This is a genomic window from Nocardiopsis alba DSM 43377, from assembly GCF_000341225.1.
Lineage (GTDB): Bacteria > Actinomycetota > Actinomycetes > Streptosporangiales > Streptosporangiaceae > Nocardiopsis > Nocardiopsis alba.
On record NZ_ANAC01000001.1, the window covers coordinates 162,966 to 189,270 of the forward strand.

The 26,305-nt window shown below is 69.1% G+C and carries 20 protein-coding genes; 7 read left to right on the forward strand and 13 right to left on the reverse strand.

Going from position 1 to position 26,305, the window contains the following annotated elements; translation table 11 throughout:
- Nucleotides 1–7: 7 nt before the first annotated feature.
- From D451_RS0100710 to D451_RS0100720, 3 genes are all read right to left on the reverse strand, one after another.
- Complete coding sequence (locus tag D451_RS0100710) at nt 8–190, reverse strand: thiazolylpeptide-type bacteriocin (RefSeq protein WP_017533064.1); 183 nt, start codon at nt 188–190, stop codon at nt 8–10.
- Nucleotides 191–350: 160 nt separating this feature from the next.
- Nucleotides 351–533, reverse strand: a complete 183-nt coding sequence (locus D451_RS0100715) for a thiazolylpeptide-type bacteriocin (protein WP_017533065.1) — start codon at nt 531–533, stop codon at nt 351–353.
- Between the two features lie 208 nt (nt 534–741).
- A complete protein-coding gene (locus D451_RS0100720) occupies nt 742–1,758 on the reverse strand; it encodes a hypothetical protein (RefSeq protein ID WP_017533066.1) in 1,017 nt (338 codons plus the stop codon).
- Nucleotides 1,759–2,698: 940 nt separating this feature from the next.
- Between D451_RS0100720 and D451_RS0100725 the strand changes: the two genes are divergently transcribed.
- Nucleotides 2,699–3,934, forward strand: a complete 1,236-nt coding sequence (locus D451_RS0100725; protein WP_017533067.1) for an MFS transporter — start codon at nt 2,699–2,701, stop codon at nt 3,932–3,934.
- Nucleotides 3,935–3,991: 57 nt separating this feature from the next.
- Here D451_RS0100725 and D451_RS0100730 read toward each other — a convergent pair whose 3' ends face one another.
- Both D451_RS0100730 and D451_RS0100735 read right to left on the reverse strand, forming a co-directional pair.
- A complete protein-coding gene (locus D451_RS0100730) occupies nt 3,992–4,690 on the reverse strand; it encodes a DedA family protein (protein WP_017533068.1) in 699 nt (232 codons plus the stop codon).
- 111 nt (nt 4,691–4,801) lie between these two features.
- Entirely contained in the window at nt 4,802–5,638 is an 837-nt protein-coding gene (locus D451_RS0100735; protein WP_017533069.1) for an aldo/keto reductase, read from the reverse strand.
- 148 nt (nt 5,639–5,786) lie between these two features.
- On the opposite strand from D451_RS0100735, the gene D451_RS0100740 reads away from it, so the two are divergent.
- Complete coding sequence (locus tag D451_RS0100740) at nt 5,787–6,389, forward strand: suppressor of fused domain protein (protein WP_026124716.1); 603 nt, start codon at nt 5,787–5,789, stop codon at nt 6,387–6,389.
- Nucleotides 6,390–6,468: 79 nt separating this feature from the next.
- A complete protein-coding gene (locus tag D451_RS0100745; protein WP_017533070.1) occupies nt 6,469–8,493 on the forward strand; it encodes an acyltransferase family protein in 2,025 nt (674 codons plus the stop codon).
- Nucleotides 8,494–8,540: 47 nt separating this feature from the next.
- On the opposite strand, the gene D451_RS0100750 is transcribed toward D451_RS0100745, so the two are convergent.
- From D451_RS0100750 to D451_RS0100760, 3 genes are all read right to left on the reverse strand, one after another.
- Entirely contained in the window at nt 8,541–13,553 is a 5,013-nt protein-coding gene (locus D451_RS0100750; protein ID WP_017533071.1) for a DNA repair ATPase, read from the reverse strand.
- An 11-nt stretch (nt 13,554–13,564) separates the two neighbouring features.
- On the reverse strand, nt 13,565–15,610 hold the full coding sequence (locus D451_RS0100755) for a flotillin family protein (protein WP_017533072.1): 2,046 nt from the start codon (nt 15,608–15,610) through the stop codon (nt 13,565–13,567).
- A gap of 201 nt (nt 15,611–15,811) precedes the next feature.
- The gene (locus D451_RS0100760; protein WP_017533073.1) at nt 15,812–16,456 is read right to left on the reverse strand and encodes an OB-fold-containig protein; all 645 of its coding nucleotides are present in this window, start codon (nt 16,454–16,456) and stop codon (nt 15,812–15,814) included.
- 418 nt (nt 16,457–16,874) lie between these two features.
- Between D451_RS0100760 and D451_RS0100765 the strand changes: the two genes are divergently transcribed.
- The 4 genes from D451_RS0100765 to D451_RS0100780 all read left to right on the forward strand — a co-directional run bounded on the left by D451_RS0100765 (nt 16,875) and on the right by D451_RS0100780 (nt 20,145).
- A complete protein-coding gene (locus D451_RS0100765) occupies nt 16,875–17,294 on the forward strand; it encodes a YciI family protein (RefSeq protein ID WP_017533074.1) in 420 nt (139 codons plus the stop codon).
- A gap of 82 nt (nt 17,295–17,376) precedes the next feature.
- A complete protein-coding gene (locus D451_RS0100770) occupies nt 17,377–18,639 on the forward strand; it encodes an RNA polymerase sigma factor (RefSeq protein WP_017533075.1) in 1,263 nt (420 codons plus the stop codon).
- A gap of 68 nt (nt 18,640–18,707) precedes the next feature.
- On the forward strand, nt 18,708–19,691 hold the full coding sequence (locus D451_RS0100775) for an NAD-dependent epimerase/dehydratase family protein (protein ID WP_017533076.1): 984 nt from the start codon (nt 18,708–18,710) through the stop codon (nt 19,689–19,691).
- 172 nt (nt 19,692–19,863) lie between these two features.
- Complete coding sequence (locus tag D451_RS0100780) at nt 19,864–20,145, forward strand: CD225/dispanin family protein (RefSeq protein ID WP_014911898.1); 282 nt, start codon at nt 19,864–19,866, stop codon at nt 20,143–20,145.
- Nucleotides 20,146–20,203: 58 nt separating this feature from the next.
- On the opposite strand, the gene D451_RS0100785 is transcribed toward D451_RS0100780, so the two are convergent.
- The 5 genes from D451_RS0100785 to grpE all read right to left on the reverse strand — a co-directional run bounded on the left by D451_RS0100785 (nt 20,204) and on the right by grpE (nt 26,283).
- Nucleotides 20,204–20,800, reverse strand: a complete 597-nt coding sequence (locus D451_RS0100785) for a Uma2 family endonuclease (protein ID WP_014911122.1) — start codon at nt 20,798–20,800, stop codon at nt 20,204–20,206.
- A gap of 159 nt (nt 20,801–20,959) precedes the next feature.
- Nucleotides 20,960–23,587 (reverse strand): ATP-dependent chaperone ClpB, encoded by a 2,628-nt coding sequence (clpB, locus tag D451_RS0100790; RefSeq protein WP_017533077.1) that lies wholly within the window; start codon nt 23,585–23,587, stop codon nt 20,960–20,962.
- Between the two features lie 112 nt (nt 23,588–23,699).
- Complete coding sequence (locus D451_RS0100795) at nt 23,700–24,203, reverse strand: heat shock protein transcriptional repressor HspR (RefSeq protein ID WP_086003582.1); 504 nt, start codon at nt 24,201–24,203, stop codon at nt 23,700–23,702.
- Entirely contained in the window at nt 24,200–25,363 is a 1,164-nt protein-coding gene (gene dnaJ / locus D451_RS0100800) for a molecular chaperone DnaJ (protein ID WP_014908313.1), read from the reverse strand. The genes D451_RS0100795 and dnaJ overlap by 4 nt, the downstream gene beginning before the upstream one ends.
- Nucleotides 25,364–25,551: 188 nt before the next feature.
- On the reverse strand, nt 25,552–26,283 hold the full coding sequence (gene grpE, locus D451_RS0100805; RefSeq protein WP_017533079.1) for a nucleotide exchange factor GrpE: 732 nt from the start codon (nt 26,281–26,283) through the stop codon (nt 25,552–25,554).
- Between the last annotated feature and the right edge of the window lie 22 nt (nt 26,284–26,305).

The window sequence follows — 26,305 nt, forward strand, 5'->3', positions numbered from 1 at the left end:
GAGAAGGTCAGCCGCACGATCCCGACGAGCAGCAGCTGCTGGAGCCGCAGCACGAGGTGGAGGTGCAGGAGCTGGAGCCACTGGTGGCGCCGGTCTCCGGGACGGCGACCGCCTCGCGGACGCTCATCACCTCCATGTCGTCGAAGTCGAGCTCGGGCAGGTCGATAACAGCGGTTTCCTTGGTGGCCATCGGGCACCTTCTTCTGGACGGGGGAAGGGGATGTGGGCGCGATACAGCCGGTGCGCCCATGGAGAATTCACGCTTTCCCGTGAGAGAGCGCGAATTCCGTCTGGGGTTGTGTGGGGATGGTGAAACGGGGGTACGGAGGTTGGTCCGTGTCGTGTGCGGGTCAGCCGCAGGAGCCACCGGAGCAGCAGCTGCTGGAGCCGCAGCACGAGGTGGAGGTGCAGGAGCTGGAGCCACTGGTGGCGCCGGTCTCCGGGACGGCGACCGCCTCGCGGACGCTCATCACCTCCATGTCGTCGAAGTCGAGCTCGGGCAGGTCGATCGCGGGTGCCGTCGAATGGGGCATCAGGACCTCTTTGTCGGTATCTGCCAATCGGATCCCCCGGGAGAGAAAGAAAGTAACATGTAAGTTCGCAGGTCGATAGAGGTTGTATTGATCCTTTTCTGGAACGTGGCCTTCGGTTCTTCTACGTGTTACCGAGGGAACTACGAGAAACAAAAGTGGGCTCTGGTCCCATAAGAGACCAGAGCCCGTTCTATTCGACATTCCGTGATCAGCAGGCTCCACGACCCGCGGTCGTGTCGCACACCCCCTGGCCATCGGTCCAGGTCAGGGAGTCACGCGCGTTTCCGCCGAACGGCCGTGTCACGCTCACGTGCGTTCCGTGACCGGAATCCTCGGCCAACCAGACGCGCACTTCCTCGCCGCCGGCCCTGAACACGTAGAACGGATGCGGCACGGGAGAGCGTCCGCTTCCCGGATTGGTCCACCAGGTCGCCCCTTGGGCCTTGGAGACGTCCACGAACAGGCAGTCGTACGAGGTCCCGCCGAAGGTGCAGGTGCGGGGCTCGGCCCCGCCATAGCGGTTCACCGACGGGTCCGAGGTGATCCCGGTGTTCATCGCGCGCCAGTACATCGTGTCGCAGTCTCCGCCGCGGCAGGCGTTCCAGTCCGCCCACGCCCGGGCGCGGGCGTCGGGGGCGGCGGCCCCGCCTTCGAGGGCGGCACAGTACTTGTTCACGATGTAGGGCACCACGAAGTCGGAGACCCACACCGAGTCGATGGCCTCGCCGGCGGTGTTGTTCGTGCCCAGGCCGGCCGAGTCCATCTGCCACAGGCCCACGCCGGGGTTGAAGAACAGCCCGTCGCGTCCGGCGGGATCGTAGAGGCCGGACTGGTTGTCGTAACGGGACAGGGTCATCGGCGAGGGCGGAAGCGGGGAACTCGCCGACACCTCCGGCCAGACCGGGGCCAGGGCCAGGGCGGTGGCCGATTCGGAGGTGATGGAGCAGGAGGCGTCGGCGGCGGCCCGTTCCGCCGCGCTCCTGGCGGCGGCCAGGGGCTCGGCCCCGAAACTCAACGGGCCGGGAGGGACGGCGGTGGCGGCCAGCTTGTCGTTCAAGGCCTGACGGTCGGCGGCCTCACGCTCGGCGGGGGTGTCGGCCGGAGTGGGCACGAAATCGGGGGTGTCGGCCAAGGCGGTCTGCGGCGCGTAGAGCAGCGCGGCCGCGGCCAGGGCGGTGAGTGTGGTCAGAGCGCGTCGCAGGCGTCGCGGTCGGGGGGTCTTCACGGATCCACCTCTTGAGCGGGTTCGAGGGGAGAGGGAACACCGACCGGAGCACTGTCGGCGGTTTTCTTCATGGGCGTGTGACTCGGAGGAAAGTTACAACCGTTCCCCGAAGCCCGACAAGACCCCTCGCCGCGGCGCCCCGGACTCTCACCTCAAGGACAGGAGAATGTGTCCTCCTCCTCGTCGGGACGGGCCTCTCCGCCCTTACCGTCCTCTCTTCGCGCGCGCCGACGCTCCCTGACCCGGGCCACCACGAACCAGACGCACGCCACCGCGACCGGCCGACTCGCGCACTTCGCCCCCGGGTGTTCGGTGGAGAACCCACCGGGATCACCTCACCGAGCCTCCCGGTGATCCTTCGTTCCCTGCCGCGACCCTCTGATCGGACCGTCCGGATGTGGTCGTGCTCGTTTTTGTCGAGGAAATTTCGATACGTTTCATTTTTCCTCTCGGGGGTTGTAGGTCTTCGGCTTGTGGTCTCTCTCCTTCTTGGCGTTGTGGTGAGTCCTTCTCCAGTTCAGGGGGCTGGATGTGTGCGGGAAAGTGCTTATAGCGTTTCCGGGGTCGGAGGTCAATGTAAAAAATATTCATTCTGGTTCGTGTTTGCCTTGGATCTTGCGTATCGGGAAACATCAAGGCTGATCCCGGCACCCCTTGAAGTTCCCATCGGCATGGAGGCGTTTCTTGCGCAGAATCCTCATGGTCTTCCCGCCTCCCCGAGAGCCGAGGGTCGGGGCCGTACTTCATCTCGTGCGGCCACACGAACCTCGCCCACAGCCGGTCACACCACGACGACGAACCGCTCGGCTGTCGGTGACAGCGGTATCCCCCGGCCGGACGGGCGCACCATCATGAACGACGGGAAACGCGCCGTCCGCGCGCGGCGCATGCCGGAGGACGGTGGCGATCGGGCGTTTCCGCTGGTGGAGCAGGTGGACACATGAGCGGGGCCACACGTTCCCTCTGGAGGTTCAGCCCGGACGAGCGCACCCTCATCGCGGGGGCCTTACTGAACTCGATGGCCTTCTTCGCGGTGCTACCGTTCGCCTCGCTGTACCTGTCCGACCGAACGGAGCTGAGCGTTCCACTGATCGGCGCGGTGGTCGGCGGCATCGCCCTCATCGCGGCGGTGGGCGGTCTGTTCGGCGGCCTCCTCGTGGACCGCTCCCGGGCGGTGCGACTCATGGGCATGGGTCTGGCCGCCAACGTCGCCGTCTACGCCGCGCTCGCCTTGGTAGGGATCCCCGAGCCGATCGTTCCGCTGCTCCTTCTGCTCGGCGCCGTGCGCACCCTGGTCGAGCCCGGCACGAAGAAGCTGCTGTCCCTGGCCGACACCGGGGACGGTCGGATCTTCCGGGTCCGTTACATCACCCTCTGCCTGGGGGCGATCATCGGACCCGCCGTGGGCGCGGTGCTCTACAACATCAGCCCGGTGGCGTTCTTCCTGGTACCGGCGTTCCTGTTCTTCCTGTACCTGCTGCTCCTACTGTCGAGGAGCCGTTCACTGAACGCCCTCGAGGGGCCGAAGAGCCCGGCTCCGCCGAGTTCGGCCCTGGCCGTGAGCACCGCTCTGCGCGATCGTTCGCTGCTGCTGGCGGTGGGGGCCGGTGCCGTCATCTTCCTGGTCTTCTCCCAGGTCGAGTCGATCATCCCGCTGTACATGAGGGAGCGGTACGCGGACCGGACCGAGTACCTGTTCGCTCTGCTCCTGATCTGTAACGCGGTCCTGGCGTTGGCCGTCCAGCCGGCGATCATGTGGCTCTCGGAGAGACTTCCGCGTCGGTCGTTGGTTCTCCTGGGCAGCGTCTCCTTCACCCTGGCCTTCGTGTTCTTCTGGCTGAGCCCCGTCCACCTGGCCCTGCTGTACGTCGGTATCGTCTTCTGGACGCTGGGGGAGGCGATCCTGCTCCCCTTGCCCGACATCGCCGTACACGAACTCGCGGTGGACGAGCGCAAAGGCACCTACTTCGGGCTGTCCGAGTTGCGCCACCTGGGTTTCTTCGTGGGCCCCGTGACGGGCGGATGGCTTTTGACGATCAACGCCTCCGTCTACTTCCTGTTCATGGGGTTGTTCGTCTTCCTGTGCGTGCCCCTGCTCCTGGGGATCCGAGGGGCGGCGGCCGGTACGGACGAGGACCCTGAACCGGCCCTGAGCTCCGGACCGGACCAGGCGTGAGCCGTGAACGGGCTTCGGGAAGACGCGACGGGACCTCGGGGGACTCCGACACTCACCTCAAGGACAGGAGAATGTGTCCTCCTCCTCGTCGGGACGGGCCTCTCCGCCCTTACCGCCCTCTCTTCGCGCGCGCCGACGCTCCCTGACCCGGGCCACCACGAACCAGACGCACGCCACCGCGACCGCCCCCAGGACCACCTTGGATCCGATCCCGACGTACCCCTCCACCAGGTGCCACCGCTCGCCCAAGTGGTAGCCGAGCAGGATGAAGAGCGTGTTCCACAGGGTGCTGCCCAGAGCGGTGAGGAACAGGAAGAGGGGCGGGTTCATCCGCTCGATCCCGGCCGGGATCGAGATGAAACTACGGAACACCGGCACCATTCGACCCAGGAACACGGCCTTGGTGCCGTGACGCAGGAACCAGGCCTCGGTCCGGTCGATGTCGGAGACCTTCACCAGAGGCACCCGCCCGGCGAGCGCGCGAAAACGCTCCCGCCCCAGCCAGGCCCCCAACCCGTAGAGGATCACGGCGCCCGTCAACGACCCGATCGTGGCCCAGACGATCACCTCGACCAGCCCCAGCTCCCCGCGGGACGCGGTGAACCCCGCCAAGGGGAGGATCGCCTCACTGGGGATCGGCGGAAAGAGGTTCTCCAGAGCCAGAGCCAGTGCCACTCCGGGGCCGCCCAACGGCTCGATCAGGCCGACCACCCACCCCACGACGCCCCCCGCCGCGGTCGGATCACTGCTGCTCACTCGGTATCTCCCGTTCGGTCCCCTCTCCTGCCGTCGAGGAGAGGGGGAACACACTACGGAGGGTGATGCAAGGTCCTCGTAAAGACCGACATCGCCGTGTCGTCCGAGGGATCAGAGGATCTCCAACGGCACCTTCCCGGTGGGAGCGGGGAAGCGCTCGTCGAGGGCCCTCAGATCGTCCGAGGCCAGACGCAGGTCCAGAGCCGCCCGGTTGGCCTCGACGTGCTCGACCCTGCTCGCCTTCGGAATGGCGCACAGGTTCCGGTCCGTCAGGATCCAGGCCAGGGCCACCTGCGCGGGCGAGGCCCCGTGCTCCTCGGCGATCCGGCCCAGCACCTCGTCGCCCAGAAGGCGCCCCTGCTCGATGGGGGAGTAGGCCATCACCGGGATCCCGTGCTCACGGCACCAGGGGAGCAGGTCGAACTCCGGCCCCCGACGCGTGAGGTTGTACAGGATCTGGTCGGTGGCGCATTCCTCCCCGCCGGGGATCGAACGCAGCTCGCGCATGTCGTCGGTGTCCAGGTTGCTCACCCCGAACGCCCCGATCTTCCCCGCGTCCCGCAGCTCGGCGAAGGCCTCCAGGGTCTCCTCCAACGGGTGCCCGCCACGCCAGTGCAGCAGGTACAGGTCCAGGTGGTCGGTGCCCAGGCGACGCAGGCTCCGCTCACAGGCGGCCACGGTGCCCGACCGGTCGGCGTTGTGCGGTAGTACCTTGCTGACCAGGAACACCTCGTCCCGGCGTCCACGGATCGCCTCGCCGACCACCTCCTCCGAGCCGCCGGAGCCGTACATCTCGGCCGTGTCGATCAGCCCCAGACCCAGGTCCAGCCCGTGCCGCAACGCCGCCACCTCGTCCGCCCGCGCCGAGGCCGTCTCGCCCATGCCCCAGGTCCCCTGACCCAGGACCGGCAGTGGTCGCTCGCCGGACGGAGTGTTCAGATCTCGCATGGTCCTCTTCCCGTTCGTCTCTCAGGGCCCGCGTGGTCTCTCTCACCCCGAGGGCATGATCGAAACACACACGTCGGTCGGGGTGCCCCCGGGGCACTCGTATCCTCTGGGGTGCGACGTCGTACATCGAGCAGGAGAGCGACACACGATGCTGGAGATCCTTCCCGGACTCACCCGGATCTACGAGGGATGGGCGGAGAAGTACCCGGACGTGCGTCCGTTGACCGTCCAGTTCGCCGCCGACGGCTCCACGGAGGGCCTGAACGGGGTGCTCGCCTACCCCCTGGAGGGACACTGGCTCCTCGTCACCTTCGGCCTCACCGAACTGGGCGAGAAGACCAGCGAGGAGAAGCGCGTCTCCGGAGCCGGGTTCGAGTTCACCTGCCGTATCCCGCGCGAGGACGGCGACGAGACCGTGCCCGCGTGGATCCTCCGCGTCCTGCACGCGCTCGCCTCGCAGTTCCTCGCCGGTACCGCCCTGGACGTCGGCCACTGGATCGTCACCCCCGCCCCGCTGGGCGGCGAGCCCGCCAACGGCGACATGACCTCGCTCGCGATCGTGCCCGACGTCGACATCCGTGTCATGGACACCGACAACGGCCTGGTGCTGTTCTTCCAGGTCGTCGGGCTCAAGACCGAAGAGGGCGAATACGCTCAGAAGGCCGACACCGTCGCCCCGATCGTCGCCCTCCTGCGCGACCGCGACCCGAAGATGATCACGGACCCGAATCGCGAGACCATCCGTCTCTGACGAGGTTCGCCCGAGAGTGGCCGGAAGGTCGCTCCGAGTACGACCGCCCGTCACCCGGGGGCGTGAGCATGGGCTCCCCGTGAGAACGATCAGTCCCCCCACACGCATCGACCATCGACCGGAGATCGACGGGCTACGGGCGGTCGCCGTCCTGCTCGTCGCCGTCTACCACGTGTGGTTCGGCCGGGTCTCCGGCGGCGTGGACGTGTTCCTGCTGCTCACCGGCTTCCTCATCACCGGTTCCCTGATACGCGCGGTCGAACGCGACGGACGGATCCGCCTTGGAGCCTTCCTCTCCCGGCTGGCCGGTCGGCTGGTCCCCACCGCGGTCCTGGTGATCGCGGTGACGCTCGTCGGGGCCCGGCTGTTCCTGCCGGAGCCCCGATGGCGCGAGACCCTCACCGAGGCCGTCGCCTCCGCCCTCTATCACGAGAACTGGGCCCTGGCCCGGAACGCGGTCGACTACCTGGCGCGGGACACGGCCGTCAGCCCCTTCCAACACTTCTGGTCACTGTCCGTCCAAGGGCAGTTCTACCTGCTCTGGCCCCTGGTCGTCGGCCTGGCCGCCTGGTGGGCGCACCGGCGAGGACGGGCACCGCGTCGAGTGCTGGTCGCGGTGCTGGTCGCGGTGTTCGCCCTGTCGCTCGCCTATTCGGTGGTCGTGACCCGGGCGGATCAGGCCTGGGCCTACTTCGACACCGGGGCCCGGTTGTGGGAGTTCGCGCTCGGCGGCCTTCTGGCCCTCGCGGTACCGCTCCTGAACCCGCCCAGGACGGCGCGACTCATCCTGGGATGGGCCGGGTTGGTCGCCCTGGTCTCCTGTGGGGTGCTCCTCCAGGTGTCCACGGTCTTTCCCGGATACGCCGCGCTGTGGCCCACTCTGGCGGCGGTCGCGATCATCGCCGCCGGCACCACCGGCTCCCGCCTGGGGGCCGACCGGCTGCTCACGCCGCGTCCGATGCGCTACCTCGGCTCGATCTCGTACGCGCTCTACCTGTGGCACTGGCCGATCCTGGTGTTCTATCTGGAGTACACCGGGCGCACCCTGGCGAGCCCGTTCGGCGGGGCCTTGGTCCTGGCCCTCTCGGTGGCCTTGGCCGCCGTGACCACGCCCATCGCCGATCGGCTGGTCGTCCTCGTCCACGCCGGCGGCGGTCGGCCCGCTCGGGTACGGGCCCCGGCCCTGGCCCTGGCCTGCCTATTGCCGTTGCTGACGGTCACCGGTGCCTGGACGGCCCGGATGGACGCCGAACAGCGCCGTCTGGAGGAGCTGATCGGCGATCCCCTGCGCTACCCGGGGGCCGTCGAACTGGTCGACGGAGAACGTTCCTCCTATCCCGACCCGGTTCTTCCGGACCCGGCCTCGGCCGACCAGGACGTCCCCGTCACCTACGAGGAGGGCTGCAACCAGACGATCGCCGGTACCGAGGTCATCACCTGCGAATACGGAGAAGAGGACGCCGACCGCACCGTCGCCCTGGTGGGAGGCTCCCACGCGGCCCACTGGTTCCCGGCCCTGGAAGAGATCGCGGACCGGCACGGCTGGAGACTCGTCAACATCGTCAAGGGGGCGTGCCTGTTCACCGACGAGCCGCAGCGCTACCGGGGCGAGCCCTACACCGAGTGTGCCGAATGGAACCGCGGCGTGATGGACGAACTCGCCGACCTGCGCCCGGACGCCGTGTTCACCACCGGAACCACCACCAGCCTCGACACCTCGGCCGGGTTCGGGGAGGAGACGCTGGTGGACGGCTACGTCGACCGTTGGCGCGAACTCGACGACCTGGAGATCGAGGTGGTCGCGGTCCGGGACACCCCACGCCCGGGGTTCGACGTCCCCGAATGCCTGGCCACCGACGAACCCTCGGAGTGCACGGCGGCCCCCGAGGATTCGATGGCGCGGACCTCGCCCCTCGAAGACGCCGCCCTTCCCGACAACGTGTCCACCCTCGACCTCACCGACCTGGTGTGCGACCCCGACCTGTGCCGCCCCGTGGTCGGCAACGTGCTGGTCTTCTGGGACGGCGGCCACATCACCACCACCTACATGCGCACCCTCGCCCCCGAACTCGAACGCCGTCTCCTCACCGCCACCGACTGGTGAACGCGAAGGGCCGCCGTGGGGGTCACGGCGGCCCTCGGGGTGGGTGATCAGCGTCGGTCGTGGTCGAGGGCGGCGCCGATCTCGCCGACACGGTCGGCCAGCAGGCCCATCGCGCCGATGGCGCGGGTCATCGGGTCGTCCTCGGTGCCGCCCAGCGCACGGCCTCGGCGGAAGCCCTCCTTGACCTCGGTCCAGCGTCGTTCCTGCTCGGGGGTCATCACCCCGCGCAGCTCGGCCAGCTTCAACAGGTTGGCCTCCGCGCCCGACGTGAGGGTCTGGGCCTCGCCCACGTAGTGGTCGTCGATCGCGGCCTCCACCTCGGCGTCGTTCATGACCGGCACGATCTTCTCCGCGAGCCGGTTCATGTTCCGGTACGACCCCTGGAGTCGGAACGGCGGTTCGGTGCGCGAGTCCTCGGACTGGGCGGCCGAGGCGATGTAGGCCTGGTTGTTGGCCAGCACGACCTCCTGCACCCGCAGCATCTTCCGCAGCACCGACACGATCCGGTCGACCTCGGCGGCCGAGTACGGATGCTTCAACCGGTCGGTGCCGACCGAGTCGTCGCCCTGGGCCATGCGCACGAACGTGTACACGTCCTCCCGGTCACGCGTCGACAGTGGGGCCAGGGTCGGGTTGGAGGTGAGCGCGTTCTCGATGTAGCTGAGCGCGAACAGTTCCTCCTTGCCGGACAGCACGTCGCCCAGGTTGTACACGTCGGCGCGGTTGGCCAACATGTCCGGGATCCGGAAGCGCTTGCCCTGTTCGGTGTAGGGGTTACCGGCCATGCACACCGCGAACCGTTTGCCGCGCAGGTCGTAGGTGCGGGTACGGCCCTCCCAGACGCCCTCCATCCGCCGTTGGCCGTCGCAGAGGGAGATGAACTTCTGCAACAGCTCGGGATCGGTGTGCTGGATGTCGTCCAGGTACAGCATCGTGTTCGAGCCCATCTCCAACGCGAAGGAGATCTTCTCGACCTCCTGGCGGGAGGTGGCGTCCGGTGCCTCGGCCGGGTCCAACGAGGTGACCCCGTGCCCGAGGGCGGGCCCGTTCACCTTGACGAACACCAGGCCCAGGCGGCTCGCCACATACTCCATGAGCGTGGTCTTGCCGTAGCCGGGCGGGGAGATGAGCAGCAGGAGCCCGCTCTGGTCGGTGCGCTTGTCGTCGCCGGCCGCCCCCAGCTGTTTGGCGAGGTTGTCGCCGATCAGCGGCAGGTACGACTCGTCGAGCAGACGGTTGCGGACGAAGCCGCTCATCACCTTCGGCCGGTACTCGTCCAACCGGAGACGTTCGCGTTCGGCGGCCACCAGTTCGTTGCGTCGCCGCTGGAAGTCCCGGTAGGCGGGCACGTCCAGGGTCCGGAACCGTCGGGTGCGCGGCAGGATCTCGTCCAGCCGGACCGTGAGGGACCGTTCGGTGACGCGGGGGTGGGAGCCGAGCAGCCCCGCGACCCGCTCCTCCACGGCGGCGGACGACTCGTAGCGGTCCACGGAGGCCAGCTCGAGAGCGACGGCCTCGGGCAGGTCGCCCTCGGCGATCGGTTCCTCCAACGTGGTGCCGTAGGCCTCCAACCACGCCGTCACCAACTGGTGGCGGGCGGACACGTCGTCGCCCAACCTCCGCAGGTCCTCCTCGAAGGCCTTGCGGGTGGTCTCCCTGGTGCTGCCGAGGGCACGGTGGAAGCGGTCCAGCAGGGTGCGGGCACCCGCGCCGGAGACGAACCCCCGCTCGTTGGGGCCGTCCAGTGCCAGCTCCTCGAACAGGTACTCGCCCACCAGGTCGAGGTCGGTGTCCTGGTACAGCCCGGTCTCGACGAGGAAGGAGTCCACACTCCCGGCGAGTTCGGCGCGCAACGCCTCGATCGCCGACGACCGTCGGGCCCCGAACACGCTCCGGGCCCGCGCCAACGAGCCGGCCCGGGTCCGCCAGGCGCGCTGACGTTCCTTGTCGGCGCCGAACGCCCAGAACATCTGGGCGACCGCGCGCACCCCTCCCGGGTAGCGCAACAGTCCGGCGCCGGCGCGCAGACGGAGCAGCGCGGCCAGGATCCGGGCGGCGTCCTGGTCGTGCACGCCCCGTTCGTAGCCCTCGTCGTAGCGGCTCTCGGCGACCCCGCGGACCAGAGAGGCCAGGGAGTCGCCGTTCTCGGGGTGCAGGACGGCCTCGTTCAGGGCCTCCAGGGTCGGCGTGCCCTCGCCGTCCTCGGCCCTCGCCAGGATCGACGTGGCCAGGTACTCGGACCGGTACACGTCGGGGCTCTCGGAGACCAGCAGCCGGTCCCACAGCCGTTCGGTCTCCTGGAAGGCCTCATCGGTGACGGGCGACCGGAAGTCGGTGCCCGTGATGGCCACCGACATACGCCCGTCGTGCGGGGTGAGGGTGAGGTCGATCGGCTGGGTGTTGACCGCGAAGCGGTGGCGGCCCAACCGGATCGTCTCGCCGCCGACGCCGCCCTCGAACAGGTCGGCACGGTCCTGGAGGGCCCGCCCCGCCTCCTGTCGGGCGGCGAGGATCCGCCCCTCCAGCTCCTCGGCGCGCACGGTGTCGCCGAGTTCGCGCATCTCCTCGACGGTGCGGCGCAGCCGCGTCACCATCGCGTCCGAGGCGAAATAGGTGTTGATGTCCTCCAGGGTGGTCAGCGTGGCCACCCGCCGGTGCACCCCCTCCAGGACCCGGGCGGCGGAGGAGGCCAGGCGGTCGGCCCTGCGGGACCGTTCGTCCACCAGGGCCTGTTTGCGGGTGGAGAACGCCTCGTAGACGTCCTCGCGCTTGTCGGCCAGCTCTTGGAGGAAGTCGTCGAACTCCGCGAAGCGCGACTCCAGGTTCTCCAGTTGCAGCATGATCCGGCCGAGCTGCTCGTCGCAGCCGTCCGGGGTGTCCGCGGCGGCGATCGCCCCGGTGACGGCCTGACCGAGCAGGGCGAACTCGGCGGCGAACTCGGCCCGCCCCTCCAGGGCGAGCAGCTCCTTGCGCCGGGAGTCCAGGGTGGCGCGGGCGCGGTTGACCCCGCCCATCACCTCGCTGATCCGCTCCAGGATGCGGGTGCGCACCTGGGCGTCGCCGATGTCCAGGGAACCGATCACCTCGGTGACGACCTGGAGCCCTTCGGTCTGTTCGGCGATGCGCTCGCCGACGGCGGTGGCGGCGCTGACCGCCTCCAGGGCCTCGGCCTCCTCGACCAGCCGCTCCACCTCGGAGTGGTAGCCGTCGAAGGCGTCCTCCTGTTCGAGGAAGGACACCGTGCGCCGGCCGGTGGAGGCGATCTCCTCGTCGAGACGCCCTTCGAGCGCGTCGATCCGGTCGGTGTCCACGTAGCGTGTCTCGCGCAGCGTGGCGGTCCGCCCCTGGGCCCGGCGCAACTCGGTCAGCCGGGTCACCCATCCCTCCGCCGACCGGGGGGTCTCCCCTCGGGACCGGCGGATCAGCGAGGTGACCTTCTCCTCGGTCTCGGCGAGGGTCTCGGCGGCCTGACGGGTCAGGGCCTGGACGGTCTCGAACTCCTCCAGCACCCGCTCGGCGGTACCGCGCACCTCGGTGAGCGGGGAGGCGAGGTCGCCGAGCTCGTCGTCGCCCAGCCAGTGGAACCGGTCCAGGACCCGGCGGCAGGAGGCGATGAGGGCGGCGAACACCTCGCTGGAGGGGGTCATGTCCTCGGCGATCCGGGCCACCGACAGACACTCGGAGACACCCTGGACCAGTTCGGCGTTGCCGATCCGCTCCAGTGGTCCGGTGCCCACGGGTTGGGCCGCCGCGTAGACGTCGGAGACGAACGGGGTCCGCCAGACCTGCATCGGGTGGACCCGTGTGGGTTCGCCCGAGTTGTCGCGGAAGACCGTCATGGTCCCGTCGTCGAACAGCGAGTAGCCGTGACAGACGATCGGGTTGGCGACCTCCTTGCGGATGGTGTTGTACGGCAGCAGCAGACTGCGGCCGTCCGCCCGCGAGTGGAAGACGTACAGCACGTCCTCACCGTTGGGCGAGCGCACGACCCGCTCGAACTCCAGGTCGGTGACGTCGGTGTCGAAGGTGCGCGCCACCCCGGTGGACAGGTAGTAGCCGCCGGGGAAGATGAGCCCCTGGTCGTCGGGCAGACGCTGACAGGACTGGCCGATGCCGTCGAGACGCTCGACCCCCTTGGTCCGTGTGTTGAAGACCAGGTAGCGCCACGTGGACTCGTTGTAGGGCAGGATCCGCAGCAGGATGAGCGGGCCGACCTCGGCGTGGAACACCGCCGCGTCGGCCAGACTCTGGAGCGGCTCGTCGACGGGCTCGCTGTAGATGCCCTCGCCGACCTCGGTGTTGTTCTCGATCTTGATGGTCAGGTCGCCGCCGACCGTCTCGACGAACAACTCGTCGTGGATCGAGATGTGCGGGTGCCGCCCCTGCACGTGGTCCTCGCGGGTGGCCTCCACCCACTCGAACTCGTGCGAGGGCGGGAACACGTGGTCGCGTTCGCCCCGGTCGTCGAGGTAGGCGATCTTCCCGGTGGGGGAGACCGACCACCGCAGCACCCGGACGTCCTCCGTGCTCGGCCCGGTCTGGAAGACGGCGAGCAGACGCTCCTCCACCCGCCTCAACTGGAGCAGGCGGGCGTCGCGGTAGTAGCGGTAGAGCCGCTCGAACTCCTGCCGGAAACGCTCGTCGGAGAGCAGTCCGGAGACGGCGTCCTCGGGTGCGTCGACGAACGAGAAGGAATCGCCGTCGTGTTCGTATCGGTGCAGCGAGAACACGTCGGAGACGTGCGTGGTGCTCTGCATCCCGATGTAGACGTTGTAGCCGAACAGGAACACGGCCCCGTCGGTACCGTCCCCCACGCTCACCAGGTCGCGGGGTACACAGTTGTGCTCGGTACGGATGCGTTCGGTGCCGAGCAGGGAGAGCTCGGTGCCGCCGAACACCTCCAGACGGCGGTCGTTGAGCTCCTCGGTCCGCCGGGCCAGCTCGCCGGTCTGTTCACGGAGCCGGGCGCGGAGCACCTCGTAGGTGCCCGCGTCCAGCGTCCGCGCGTCCTCGGCTTCGGGCCCGGGGCCTTCGGTCTCCTGGGACTGGGCCTCGGTCACGGAGGACTACCTCACTGCTTCACGGGGGCGAGAGTGGTCACGGGCAGCTGGTCCAGCCCCAGGGAGCGGGCCGTGCCGAGCAGCCGGTTCAGCTTGCCGGTGTCCTCGCCGCCCGCGCCGATCAGCTTGAGCAGCAGAGCGGAGACGGTGAGGTTCTTGAGGTCCTCGGTGTCCACCGTGGCCAGGATCCGCTTCATGTCCGCGGCGAAGTCGCCCTCGCCGTTGAGCCAGCCGTTGCCCAGGGCCTGGACGGTGTCGGAGCCGTTGACGAAGCCGTCCACGGCCTTGCCCATGCCGATCGAGTTGACCATGCGGTCGAAGAAGGCGCCGTCGCCACCGACGATGTTGATGTCGGCGCTCTCCAGGCCGGCGGCCATGGCCGTGGCCTGGGCCTCGGCGATGTGGCGGTGCACGTCGATCCCGGCGAGGCGGACCTCCTTCTCCGCGTCCAGGCGGAGGCGGTACTCCTCGTGCTCGCGGCTGACCTGGTCCAGGGCGGCCATCGCCTCGGCCTTGTCGGTCAGACCCGCGGCCTCGGCGCGCAGCTTCTTCTCGATGGCGTCGGCCTCGACCTCGGCCTTCTCGCGGGCCACGACGGCCTCGGCGCGGCCGAGCTTCTCGACGGCCTCGGCGTCCTGCTCGCGGACCTGGACCTCGGCCAGACCGGCGGCCGCGGCCTCGGCCTGGAGCCCCTCGGCCAGACGGATCTTGGCGCGGGTGTCCAGCTCGGCGGCCTGCTGACGGGCCTCGGCGAGCGTGAGCTCCTCCTGGGCCTTGTGCTTGGCCGCGGCCTCGGCGGCCTCGGCGGCCTTGATGTCCTTGACCAGGTTCTCCTGGGCCTCGGCCTCGGCGTGGATGATGATGGCCTGACGCTGGCGCTCGGCCTCCTCGACCGCGCGCAGCTTCTTGATCGCCTCTTCCTGCTCGGCGACGGTGCGGTCGACGGCCACACGCTCACGGATGACGTCGGCGACCTCGCGCTTCTCGGCCTCGACCTCCTTGTCCTTGGAGATCCGGCTCAGCTCGGTCTCGCGTTCGCGGCCGATGACCTCCAGCAGACGGTCCTTCTCGATACGCTCGCTCTCGATGGCGATGACCCGCTCGCGGTTCTTCTCGGCGACCGCGATCTCGCGCTGCTGGTTCTGGTGCTGGACGCCGAGCTGCTCGTTGGTGCGCAGGTTGGCGGTCTCCGCCTTCAGCCGCTCCTCGGCCTGGACGCGGGCGGTCTCGGCCTCCTCACGGGCACGGATGATCTCGATCTCGCGCTTGGCCTTGGCGGCCGCCTCCTCGCGACGCTTCTCCAGCTCGGCGAGGGTCTCGGCGGTCTCCGTGTTCTGGCGGTCGATCTCCTTCTTGCGGTCGTTCTCGAACTCGTTGGTGCGCTTGTGCTCCTTGGAGGTGCGCTCCGTGATCTTCGAGATGCCCTGCGCGTCCAGGATGTTGTTGGAGTCGTGCTGGTGCAGCGGGGTCTGCTCCAGCTCGTCGATGGCGACGTCTTCGAGGATGTAGCCGTTGAGGTCGGTGCCGATCAGGGAGACGATCGCCTGGCGGAACTCCTCGCGGTGGGTGAACAGCTCTTCGAAGTCGAACTGCTTGCCGACGGTCTTGAGGGCCTCGGAGAACTTGGAGTTGAAGAGCTCCTGGAGGGTGTCCTGGTCGCTGGCGCGCTCGGTGCCGATCGCCTTCGCGACCTTCTTGACGTCCTCGGCGGTCTCGTTCACCCGGACGTAGAAGAACACCTTGATGTCGGCGCGAATATTGTCCTTGCAGGTCAGGCCTTCGCGGCCACCGCGCTCAAGGGTCAGGGTCTTGAGCGAGATGTCCATGACCTCGGCCTTGTGCAGGACCGGAAGGACGATGGCGCCGGTGAAGGTGACGTGGACGTCCCGCACCTTCGAGATGATCAGGGCCTTGCCCTGTTCGACCTTGCGGAAGAGTCTGGTCACCATCAGGAGCAGGGCGAGGAGGACGACGATACCGATGGCGAGGGCTACGCCGACGGTCATGAAGGCGGCGTCGGCCGCGTCCTGACCGGTGGTGGGGGCGCTCAGCAACACGTAGGGGTCTCTTTTCTACGAGTGACGTGGGTCTGGACGCGCGGTACCGGGAGGCTGGAGGACGGTCGCGGGAGGGCCGTACCGGAAGCGCTCGTCACGGGGTGAGACGCGTCGATGGGACGAACGGTTCCATTCGGACGAAAGAAAGTCCCTGCTCACGGCGGGTGAAAGAGGGCGGAACCGGTGGAACGGGGTGTGGCGTCAGGAGGACTGTCCGGGATCCAGCGCGGGATCGAAGGCGGTCACCAGGAAGACGTCGTCCTCCTGCCGATGGTCGAAGATGAGCGCGGTACCGCCGACGGGGAGGATCTCGCCGCCGGTGGTGCGCACGGGGATGGAGATGGCGGCCCCGCCCGCGGTGGTGATCTCGGCCTGGCCGAAGGACCCGTGGGCCTCACCGATACGGATGAGGCAGGTGCGGCCGACCAGCTCGTGCTTGGACCCGCCGGCGCGCTTGGGCAGGAAACGCTGGAGGCCCATCACCAGGCCGCTGGTGACCGCCCAGGCGGCGACCAGCGCGATGAGCAGGACGACGGCCCCCAGGGCGTACAGCAGGGGGGTCGAGGTGGTGCCGACGAGGCTGGTCACGATGCTCCCCATCATGCTGACGAACCAGGCCACGGAGACGAGCATGGTCAGGGCCACGGTCACCGGGACTCTTCCCATCCCCGCCCGGCTCAGGAAGGCGCTCAGCCCGGTGGCGTCGCCGTCGGCGTCCACGCTGTCGAGCGTCTCGGTGTCGGCCGCGCCGACGATCACGAAGATCCAGTAGCCGAGGACGACGATGAGCAGCGGGGTGAACAGGACGGTGGGGAATCCGAAGGCGGTGCTCAGGAAAAGTCCCATCCCGCCCGACCCACTCTCCTCATGTCCTCCGGGGTCGGGCACGCCGAGACCCCGGTACACCGTCGTTCCGTTCGGGAACCGTGTCGGAACTCTACCGAACGTCCCAGTTCAGGAGGGTCTCAGGGGTCGGTTTGACCGCTTGTGGCCATGGCCGTCGCACTGCGCTCCGGCCCCGTCACGCAGAAGACCCGCCCGGCGGACGGACACCGGGAGGGTGGATCGAGGAGAGGAGGCCGAGCGGGTTTCCAAGGGCTGGGAAAACGGCTCCGACCAGGGTGGACGGGGCGGGGAAACGGGGCAGGGGAAGAAAGAGGAGAAAAGATTCGGGGAGGATGTCGATTCGGGGCCGGCCCGTTCGACGAACGGGTGAGAGCGGCGGAAGAGACACCGTTCCGTACCCGGAAGAGGGCGAACAACGATGCGTTACCTGATGTCGATCATGAGCACCCCCGCCGATGAGGCCGCGGCCTATGAGGCCGGGCCCGAGGTCTACGAGGCGATGGCCGCCTACAACGAGGAGCTGGTCAAGGCCGGCGTCCTGCTGACCGGAGAGGGGCTGGCCCCCACCTCCGAGGGAGCCGAGGTCATCTTCCGGGACGGCGGCGCGAACGTCGTCGACGGTCCCTTCACCGAGGCCAAGGAGTTCATCGCCGGTTACTGGGTGCTCCAGGTGTCCTCCCATGAGGAGGCCGTGGAGTGGGCCAAGCGGTGCCCGCACCCGCCGGAGGGCGAGATGAGGCTCCAGCTGCGCCGGATCGCCGAGCTGGAGGACATGGACACGATGCCCGAGGAGCTCAAGGAGCGCGAGCGCGAGCTGCGCGCCTCCCAGGAGGGCTGAACGCGGCGGGGCCCGGATCGGTGAGGCCGCGATCCGGGCCCGCCCCTTGCGGTGGAGGTCACGGCGGTGCTCTGATGTTCCCGTGGGCCACACCGATGTCACACCCGAGGTGGAGGCGGTCTGGCGTATCGAGTCGGCCCGTCTGATCGCCGTTCTCACCCGTATGGTCGGCGACGTCGGCCTGGCCGAGGAGTTCGCCCAGGACGCCCTGGTCTCCGCCCTGGAGAAGTGGCCGGAGGAGGGGGTCCCCCGTAAGCCCGGCGCCTGGCTGACCACCGTCGCCAAACGCCGCGTCCTCGATCGTTGGCGTCGGGACGAGCGTTTCCAGCGGCACATGGTCGAACTGGGACGCGACCTCGTCGAACAGGACGGGAGCGCCGATTTCGACGCGGTCCTGGAGGAGGACTACGGCGACGACCTCCTCAAGCTCATGTTCGTGTGCTGCCACCCGGTGCTGTCGACCTCGGCCCGGATCGCGCTCACTCTGCGCATGCTCGGCGGGCTCACCACCGACGAGATCGCCCGTGCCTTCCTCGTTCCGGAGGCCACCGTCGCCCAACGCATCGTGCGGGCCAAGAGGACCCTGGCCGCGAAGAGGGTGCCCTTCGAAGTACCGTCCGGAGAGGAACGCGACGCGCGGCTCTCCGACGTCCTCGAAGTCCTCTACCTGGTGTTCAACGAGGGGTACACGGCCACCTCGGGGGACCGCTGGCTGCGGCCCGAACTGTGCGACGAGGCCATGCGTCTTGGGCGGGTCCTCGTCGCGTTGACGCCCTCGGAACCCGAGGCGCACGGTCTGCTCGCGCTCATGGAGCTCCAGGCCTCCCGTTTCCGCGCGAGGGTGGGCACCGACGGGTCTCCCGTGCCGCTCGCCGAACAGGACCGTTCACGCTGGGACCGGCTGCTCATCGGACGGGGGATGAAGGCCCTGATGGCCTCGCTTCCGGAGGACCCCGCCGAACGGGGCGTCTACTCGCTCCAGGCCGGGATCGCCGCCGCGCACGCCGTCGCCGTGACCGCGGAGGACACCGACTGGCGAGCCATCGCGGCCCTGTACGAGGCCTTGGTCCGGCGCACCGGGTCGCCGGTGGTCGAGCTGAATCGGGCGGTGGCGGTGTCGATGGCCTTCGGCCCGGAGCCCGCCCTGCGTATCGTCGACGCGCTGCGTGATTCGGGTGCCCTGGCCGACTACCACCTGCTTCCCGCGGTCCGTGGAGACCTGTTGCGGCGGCTGGGACGCGAGGACGAGGCGCGGACCGAGCACGAACGGGCCGCGAGGCTCACCCGCAACGAGCGCGAACGCGAACTGATGGTGGAGCGCGCGCGGCCCGGCGATCGACGGTAGGGAGCCCCCGGTTCTGCCGGTGGCAGTACCCCCTGGCGCGTTCGGTGGTCCCGGATCAGAATCTCCCCATGAGACTTCTGGTTCTGGGTGGTACGGAGTTCGTGGGGCGGGCCGTCGTGGAGGAGGCCCTCGCCCGAGGCCGGGAGACCACGGTCTTCCATCGGGGACGGCATGAGCCGCCCTCCGGGGTGGAGGTCCGGAAAGGGGACCGCACGGAGGAGGGTGGTCTGGCCGAGTTGGAGACGGGGGAGTGGGACGCCGTCGTCGACACCTGGTCGGGCGCGCCCACCGCGGTGACCGCCGCCGCGCGTCTGCTCTCGGAGCGGGTCGATCGCTATGCCTATATCTCCAGCCGTTCCGTGCACGGGATGATCATCCCGGCGGGGGCGGACGAGACCGCTCCGACGGTGGAGTCCTCGCCCGAGGACGACGGCACCGACTACGCGCGGGCCAAGCGCGGGGGTGAACTGGCCGCCGAGGCGGTGCTGGGAGATCGCGCCCTCTTCGTGCGGGCCGGTCTCATCCTCGGCCCGTACGAGAACATCGGTCGACTCCCCTGGTGGCTGGGGAGGATCGCCCGGGGCGGCACCGTCCTGGCGCCCGGCCCCCGTGATCTGCCGTTGCAGTACATCGACGCCAGAGACCTGGCCGTGTGGACGCTGGACGCGGTCGAGAAGGGGCTGGGCGGGCCGTTCAACCTGGTCTCTCCCACCGGTCACGCCACCATGGAGGGGCTGCTGACCGCCTGTCGGGAGGCGACCGGATCCGACGCGGTGTTCCGCTGGTTCGATCCCGAGGTGATCGTCGAGGCCGGTGTGCGGCCGTGGACGGACCTGCCGGTCTGGCTTCCACCGGGCGAGCCGCACGGGAGCATGCACCAGGGTGACGTGGGGCGCGCGCTCGCCACCGGTCTGCGCTGCCGCCCGGTGGCCGAGACCGTCGCCGACACCTGGGCGTGGCTGGAGTCCATCGGCGGCACGGCTCCTCGACGCGAAGGGTGGCCCCGACTGGGACTCGACCCGGAGGTCGAGGCCCGGCTGCTCGCCTCTTGAACGGAGTCGACGCCACCCCTGCGCCGGGGCCCGTGGCGGGCAGGACCACGGACCGGACGCGGATCTCCCTCTCGTCGGACGTGGCCTCCGGGTCTCGGGGACGGTGGAAACCGGAGCCCGCCCTCCGACGTCCAAGGGGGTGGTTCTTCCCCCGACGTGAAGAGGTTCCCCCGTGTCGTACCCCTCCGGCCCCGCTCCCCAGTACGGTTCGTCCTCGGGCGGTAGCCCGGTCAGCGCGCTGATCTGGTCGATCCTGATGACCCTGTGCTGTAACCAGATCTGCGGCATCATCGCGATCGTCTTCTCCGTGGTCGCCATGACCAAGGAGCACGAGCCGGCCGAGCAGGAACGGTTCGTCCGCTACGCCTGGAGAACGATGGGTATCGGCCTGGCCATCACGGTGGGCCTGGTGATCCTCTACTTCCTGTTCGGATCGGCCTTGGCCCTGGCCTGACCCGTACGACACGAGGGGCCGCGTCCGTTTCGTCGGACGCGGCCCCTCGGTGCGCGGATCAGCGGGCGTAGCGCTTGAGCCCGTCGGTGTTCAGAGTGACCTCGACCCCCGGGATCTCGACGGTGTGACCGTAGCCGAGCTTGTTGATGTTGCGGTAGCGGCCTTTCAACGGCTCGCTGTGGACGGTGACGCTGTCATCGTCGCGGTCGACGAGCAGATAGACCTCGATGTCGCAGGCGGCGTAGGCGTGCGCCTTCTCGACCCGATCTCGGGAGTTGGTGTCGGAGTCCCATGAGGTGACCTCGACGACGGCGAGGACTCCCTGGGGGTCCGCCCATTCGCCTTGGCCCGCGAAATGGTCGACGGGGGCGAGGATGCCGTCCGGGCGTGCCCGGCCCTTGCGGTAGGAATCCACCTTCAGACCCTGGCCGGTGACGTTCAGGTCCAGATCGGCCCTCTGCGTCATGAACTGACGCATCAACCACATGAGGATCGCGTTGTGGTCGCTGTCGGGCACGGTCCGGATCTCCATCTGTCCGTTGAGGTACTCGAGGGTGACGTCCTCACGGGCCGCGGCCCTGGCGATGACCTCGAACTGTTCGATGCTCAGCTTCTCGACGGGAGATCTCGGTGAGAGGTGGTCGATCACGGTCATGGTGTACGGCCCCTTCCGCCGTGGCGCGGGTTCCGGAACGCGTCGCGGACTCCTGGGACCAGGGTACCCAGGGAGCCTCCGCGAGCCCGGGGTTCGTGGAATTCGTGGAACACGAGGGGCCGCGTCCGTTTCGTCGGACGCGGCCCCTCGGTGCGCGGATCAGGCCGGGAGTTCGGGCTCCTCGGCCTTGCGGGTGGCCACGGTCAGGCGCTCCCGGGCGTCGTCCACGTCCACGAAGACGGTGTCGCCCTCGGAGAGGTCGCCGGAGAGCAGCTCCCTGGCGAGCGGGTCGCCGATCGAGGACTGCACCAGGCGTCGCAGCGGTCGGGCCCCGTAGTTCGGGTCGTAGCCGGTCAAACCCAGCCACTCGCGGGCGGCCTCGGTGACCTCCAGGGTGAGGCGCCGATCGGCCAGACGTCGGGCCAGCTTGTCGACCTGGAGGTCGACGATCCGGGTCAGGTCCTCGGTGGACAGCGCGTCGAACATGATCACGTCGTCCAGTCGGTTGAGGAACTCCGGCTTGAAGGTGGAGCGCACCACGTTCATCACGCGTTCCCTGCGCACCGACTCCTCCAGCGTCTGGTCCACCAGGAACGGCGAACCCAGGTTGGAGGTGAGGATGAGGATGGTGTTGCGGAAGTCCACCTGGCGGCCCTGGCCGTCGGTCAGGCGACCGTCGTCCAGCACCTGGAGCAGGGTGTCGAACACCTCCAGGTGGGCCTTCTCCACCTCGTCCAACAGCACCACGGTGTAGGGGCGGCGGCGTACCGCCTCGGTGAGCTGGCCGCCCTCCTCGTAGCCGACGTATCCGGGAGGCGCTCCCACCAGACGCGACACCGAGTGCTTCTCCGAGTACTCGCTCATGTCGATGCGCACGATCGCGCGTTCGTCGTCGAACAGGAACTCGGCGAGGGCCTTGGCCAGCTCGGTCTTACCGACACCGGTCGGACCCAGGAACAGGAACGAACCGGTGGGGCGGTCCGGGTCGGAGATGCCGGCCCGGGCCCGACGCACCGCGTCGGACACGGCGGCCACCGCGTCCTTCTGGCCGATGAGGCGTCGGCCCAGCTCGTCCTCCATGCGCAGCAGCTTGGAGGTCTCGCCCTCCATCAGCCGGCCCACGGGGATCCCGGTCCAGGAGGAGACGACGTCGGCGACCTCGTCGGCGCCCACCTCGTCCTTGACCATGGGGTCGTCCTGGGCGCCGCCGGACTCCTCGGCGTCCTCCTCGGCCTTGGAGGCCTCCTCGATCTGCTTCTCCAGCTGCGGGATGTCCCCGTACATCAGCCGGGAGGCCTCTTCGAAGCGGCCCTCGCGTTCGGCCAGTTCGGCCTTGGTGCGCAGGTCGTCCAGCCGTCCCTTGAGCTCACCGACCCGGTTGAGGCCGGCCTTCTCCTGTTCCCAGCGGGCCACCAGGCCGTTGAGCCGTTCCTGCTTGTCGGCGAGGTCGGAGCGCAGCCGCTCCAACCGCTGCCGGCTGGCGGTGTCGGACTCCTTGTCGAGTGCCATCTCCTCCATCTTGAGACGGTCGACGATACGGCGCAGCTCGTCGATCTCCACGGGGCTGGAGTCGATCTCCATGCGCAGGCGGGAGGCGGCCTCGTCGATGAGGTCGATGGCCTTGTCCGGGAGGAAGCGCGCGGTGATGTAGCGGTCGGACAGGGTCGCGGCGGCGACCAGGGCCGAGTCGGAGATCTGCACCTTGTGGTGGGCCTCGTAGCGCCCCTTGAGACCGCGCAGGATCGCGATGGTGTCGGTCGCCGACGGCTCGCCGACGAACACCTGCTGGAAACGGCGTTCCAGGGCGGGATCCTTCTCGATCCGTTCCCGGTACTCGTCCAGGGTGGTGGCGCCGACCATGCGCAGCTCGCCGCGGGCCAGCATGGGCTTGAGCATGTTGCCGGCGTCCATGGCGCCCTCGGCGGCGCCCGCGCCCACCATGGTGTGCAGTTCGTCGATGAACGTGATGACCTGGCCCTCGGACTCCTTGATCTCGGAGAGCACGGCCTTGAGACGTTCCTCGAACTCGCCCCTGTACTTGGCCCCGGCGACCATCGCGGACAGATCCAGGCTGATCAGGCGCTTGCCGAGCAGGGACTGGGGCACGTCGCCGGCCACGATGCGCTGGGCGAGGCCCTCGACCACGGCGGTCTTGCCCACGCCGGGCTCGCCGATGAGGACGGGGTTGTTCTTGGTGCGCCGGCTCAGGACCTGGATGACGCGGCGGATCTCTCCGTCGCGGCCGATCACCGGGTCGACCTTGCCCTCGCGGGCGCGTTCGGTGAGGTCCACACCGAACTTCTCCAGGGACTGGTAGGTGTCCTCGGGGTTCTCCGAGGTGACCCGTCCGGTGCCGCGCACCCTCTCGAAGGCCTCCAGGAGCTCGTCCGGGCCGGCGCCCGCCTCCTTGAGGATCCGTGAGGCCTCCCCGCCGTCGGTGGCCAGCCCCACCAACAGGTGTTCGGTGGAGACGTACTCGTCCTCCATCCGCTGCGCGCGCTGGGCGGCGGTGTTGAGGGAGACGATGAGCTGGCGCGAGGAGCTGGGAGAGCCGACCGTGGCCCCCGAGGCCTTCGGCAGCCCGCCGATCGCCGCCTCGACCTTGTCCTTGATCAGGTCGGGGTCGGCCCCGACCTCCTTGAGCAGCGGCCTGGTGATGCCCTCGGCCTGGTTCAGCAGAGCGTTCAGCAGGTGCAGCGGCTCGGTCTGGGGGCTGCCGTCGGACGTGGCCTGGCGGATGGCGTCGGCCAACGCCTCCTGGCTCTTCCGGGTGAGCTTGTAGTTCATGATTACGTGACTCCCTCCGCATGAAGTGTCACTCAGAGTGATCGAAAGCGGCCGACTCCGCCGCGCCGTGGACATCGACCCCCGGGGTCCCGGGCGCCGTCGGTCCGACCTCTCAGCCCTGGTCGGGCCCGCTCTGTCCGCGGTTGTCGCCGGTGTCCCCGAGGCCGCCGCCCCGCTCGGGGCGCTCCTCGGGATCGGTGGCCGTATTGAAGATCGTCACGCGGGTGCGGCGCACCAGCTCCCCGCGGACCGGCCCACCCTCGGGATGGGCGGGGCGGCCGCGCCGGGACACCGCCCGGCGCGCCGCCTCCAGTTCGTTGGCGAGGTGGAACACCTGCTCACGCAGCTGGTCCACCTCGTGTTGCAGCTCCAGGATCCGCTTGATCCCGGCGAGGTTGACGCCCTCCTCCTGGGACAGACGCTGAACCTCGCGCAACGTCTGTATGTCACGCATGGAGTAGCGCCGGCCCCGCCCGGACGCACGGCCGGGCGACACGATCCCCAGACGGTCGTACTGGCGCAGTGTCTGCGGGTGCATACCGGCCAGTTCCGCGGCCACGGAGATCACGTAGACCGGGGCATCGACGCCGAAGGAAGGATCGTTCACGACTCTCACGCGCCCTTCGCCCGCGCTTCGAGCCCGTCGCGCGGGTCGTAGTCCGACGTCGCGGCGCGGAACTTCTCCAGTGCCTCGCGCGCGTCGCCGTTGAGTGTCTGCGGCACCGCCACCTCGAAGGTGACCAGCATGTCGCCGATGGTGCCGTCCTTACGGGTGGCGCCCTTGCCGCGGACCCGCAGCGTGCGCCCGTTCTGGGTGCCCGGCGGGACCTTCACGGTCACCGGGAAGCCGCCCAGGGTCGGAACCCGCACGTCGGCGCCGAGCGCCGCCTCGGGGAAGGTCACCGGAACCTTGATGGTGACGTTGTCACCGCTCCTGCCGAACACCGGGTGGCCCTTCACATGGACGACGACGTACAGGTCACCGGCGGGGCCGCCGTGCTCGCCCGGGGCCCCCTTGCCCTTGATCCGGATCCGCTGTCCGTCGGACACGCCGGCCGGGATCCGGGTCTGGATGGTGCGGGTGCTCTTGCCACGCCCGCTGCCGTTGCAGGTGGGACAGGGGTCGTCGACCACGAGGCCGCGCCCCTTGCACTCGCTGCACGGCTCGGACAGCGAGAAGCCGCCCAGGTTGGTGCTCTCGTGCCCGGTGCCGGAGCACTTCGGGCACATGCGCGGGGCCGAACCGGCGCGTGCGCCCGTCCCCTTACAGGTCGGGCAGGCGGCCTCGCTGCTCAGCTGGAACGAACGGGTCACCCCGTCCGCGGCCTCGCGGAAGGTCAGAGTGGTCTCGGTCTCGACGTCGGCGCCGCGCCTGCTGCGGGTCGCCTGACCCGCGCGGCCGCGGTTGCCGAACAACCCGCCGAACAGGTCGCTCAGGCGTTCGCCGCCGGGCGCCCCGCCCCCGCCGGAGCCCTGACCGAAGATGTCGCTCATGTCGAAGCCACCGGGTCCGGTGCCGCCACCGGGGCGGTAGGAGCCGCCGAACATCGAGCGGGCCTCGTCGTACTCCTTGCGGCGCTTGTCGTCCGACAGGACGTTGTACGCCTCGGAGATCTCCTTGAAGCGGTCCTCCGCCTTCGGGTCGTCCCGGTTGGCGTCGGGGTGGTTCTCACGGGCCAGCTTGCGGTAGGACGAGCGGATCTCGTCCTTGGTGGCGGTCTTTGAGACGCCGAGGACCTTGTAGTAGTCCTTCTCCAGGTAGTCCTTGGTGCTCATCGACTGGTGCCTTCTCCCCGCTGGTGCCGGTGGTGTTCGATGTTTACACGTGGCCCCGTTCCGTACGGGGCCGGGGTCGGCCTGTGGCCGTGACCGACGATCTCACGTCGCTCACGGCCACAGGTCCTACGCCACGGGCCCGGGCCCGCGGCCGGACGCCCTCGTGGCGCCCGGACCGGCGTGACCGGCTACTTCTTGTCCTCGCCGTCCTCGGTGGAGTCCGCGGGTTCGTCGGCGGCCGCCTCGGCGGTCTCCGACTCGTCGCCCATGGGCTCTCCGACGACCACACGGGCCGGACGAAGAATCCTCTCTCCGATGCGGTACCCCGGCTGGAACACCTCGATCACCGTCTGCGCGGAGATGTTCGGAACCGGCACCAGGGTGAGGGCCTCGTGCACGTTCGGGTCGAACTCGTCGCCCTGCTCGCCGTACTTCTCCAGGCCCAACTTGGTGACCGTGGCCTCCAAGGCCTCGCCCACCGCCTTGAACCCTCCGTTGAGCTCGTCGTGGTCACGGGCGCGGCCGATGTCGTCCAGGACCGGCAGAAGCTCGCCGACGACCTGGGCGGTGGCCACCTCTCGGACGGCCACACGGTCGCGCTCGACCCGCTTGCGGTAGTTGGAGTACTCCGCCTGCACCCGCTTGATGTCGTTGGTGAGTTCGACGACCCGCTCGTCGGCGTTGATCGCCTCGCTCACCACCGACTCCGGGGTGTCCGGAATCTCGGGGATGTCCTCGACCTCGGCTTCGACCTCGGTCGCCTCGTCCTCCTCGGAGACCTCGGCCTCCTCGGACTTCTTCGCCTCGGGGTCTCGGACCTCACCGGTCTCGGGGTCGATCCTGCGGTTGTCGCGGATCACCGGACCCTGGTTCTGTTCACCGTCACCGGTGTCGGGGTCGCTCTTATCCGACAGCGCCATGTCCTACGTGCCCTCCTTCCTC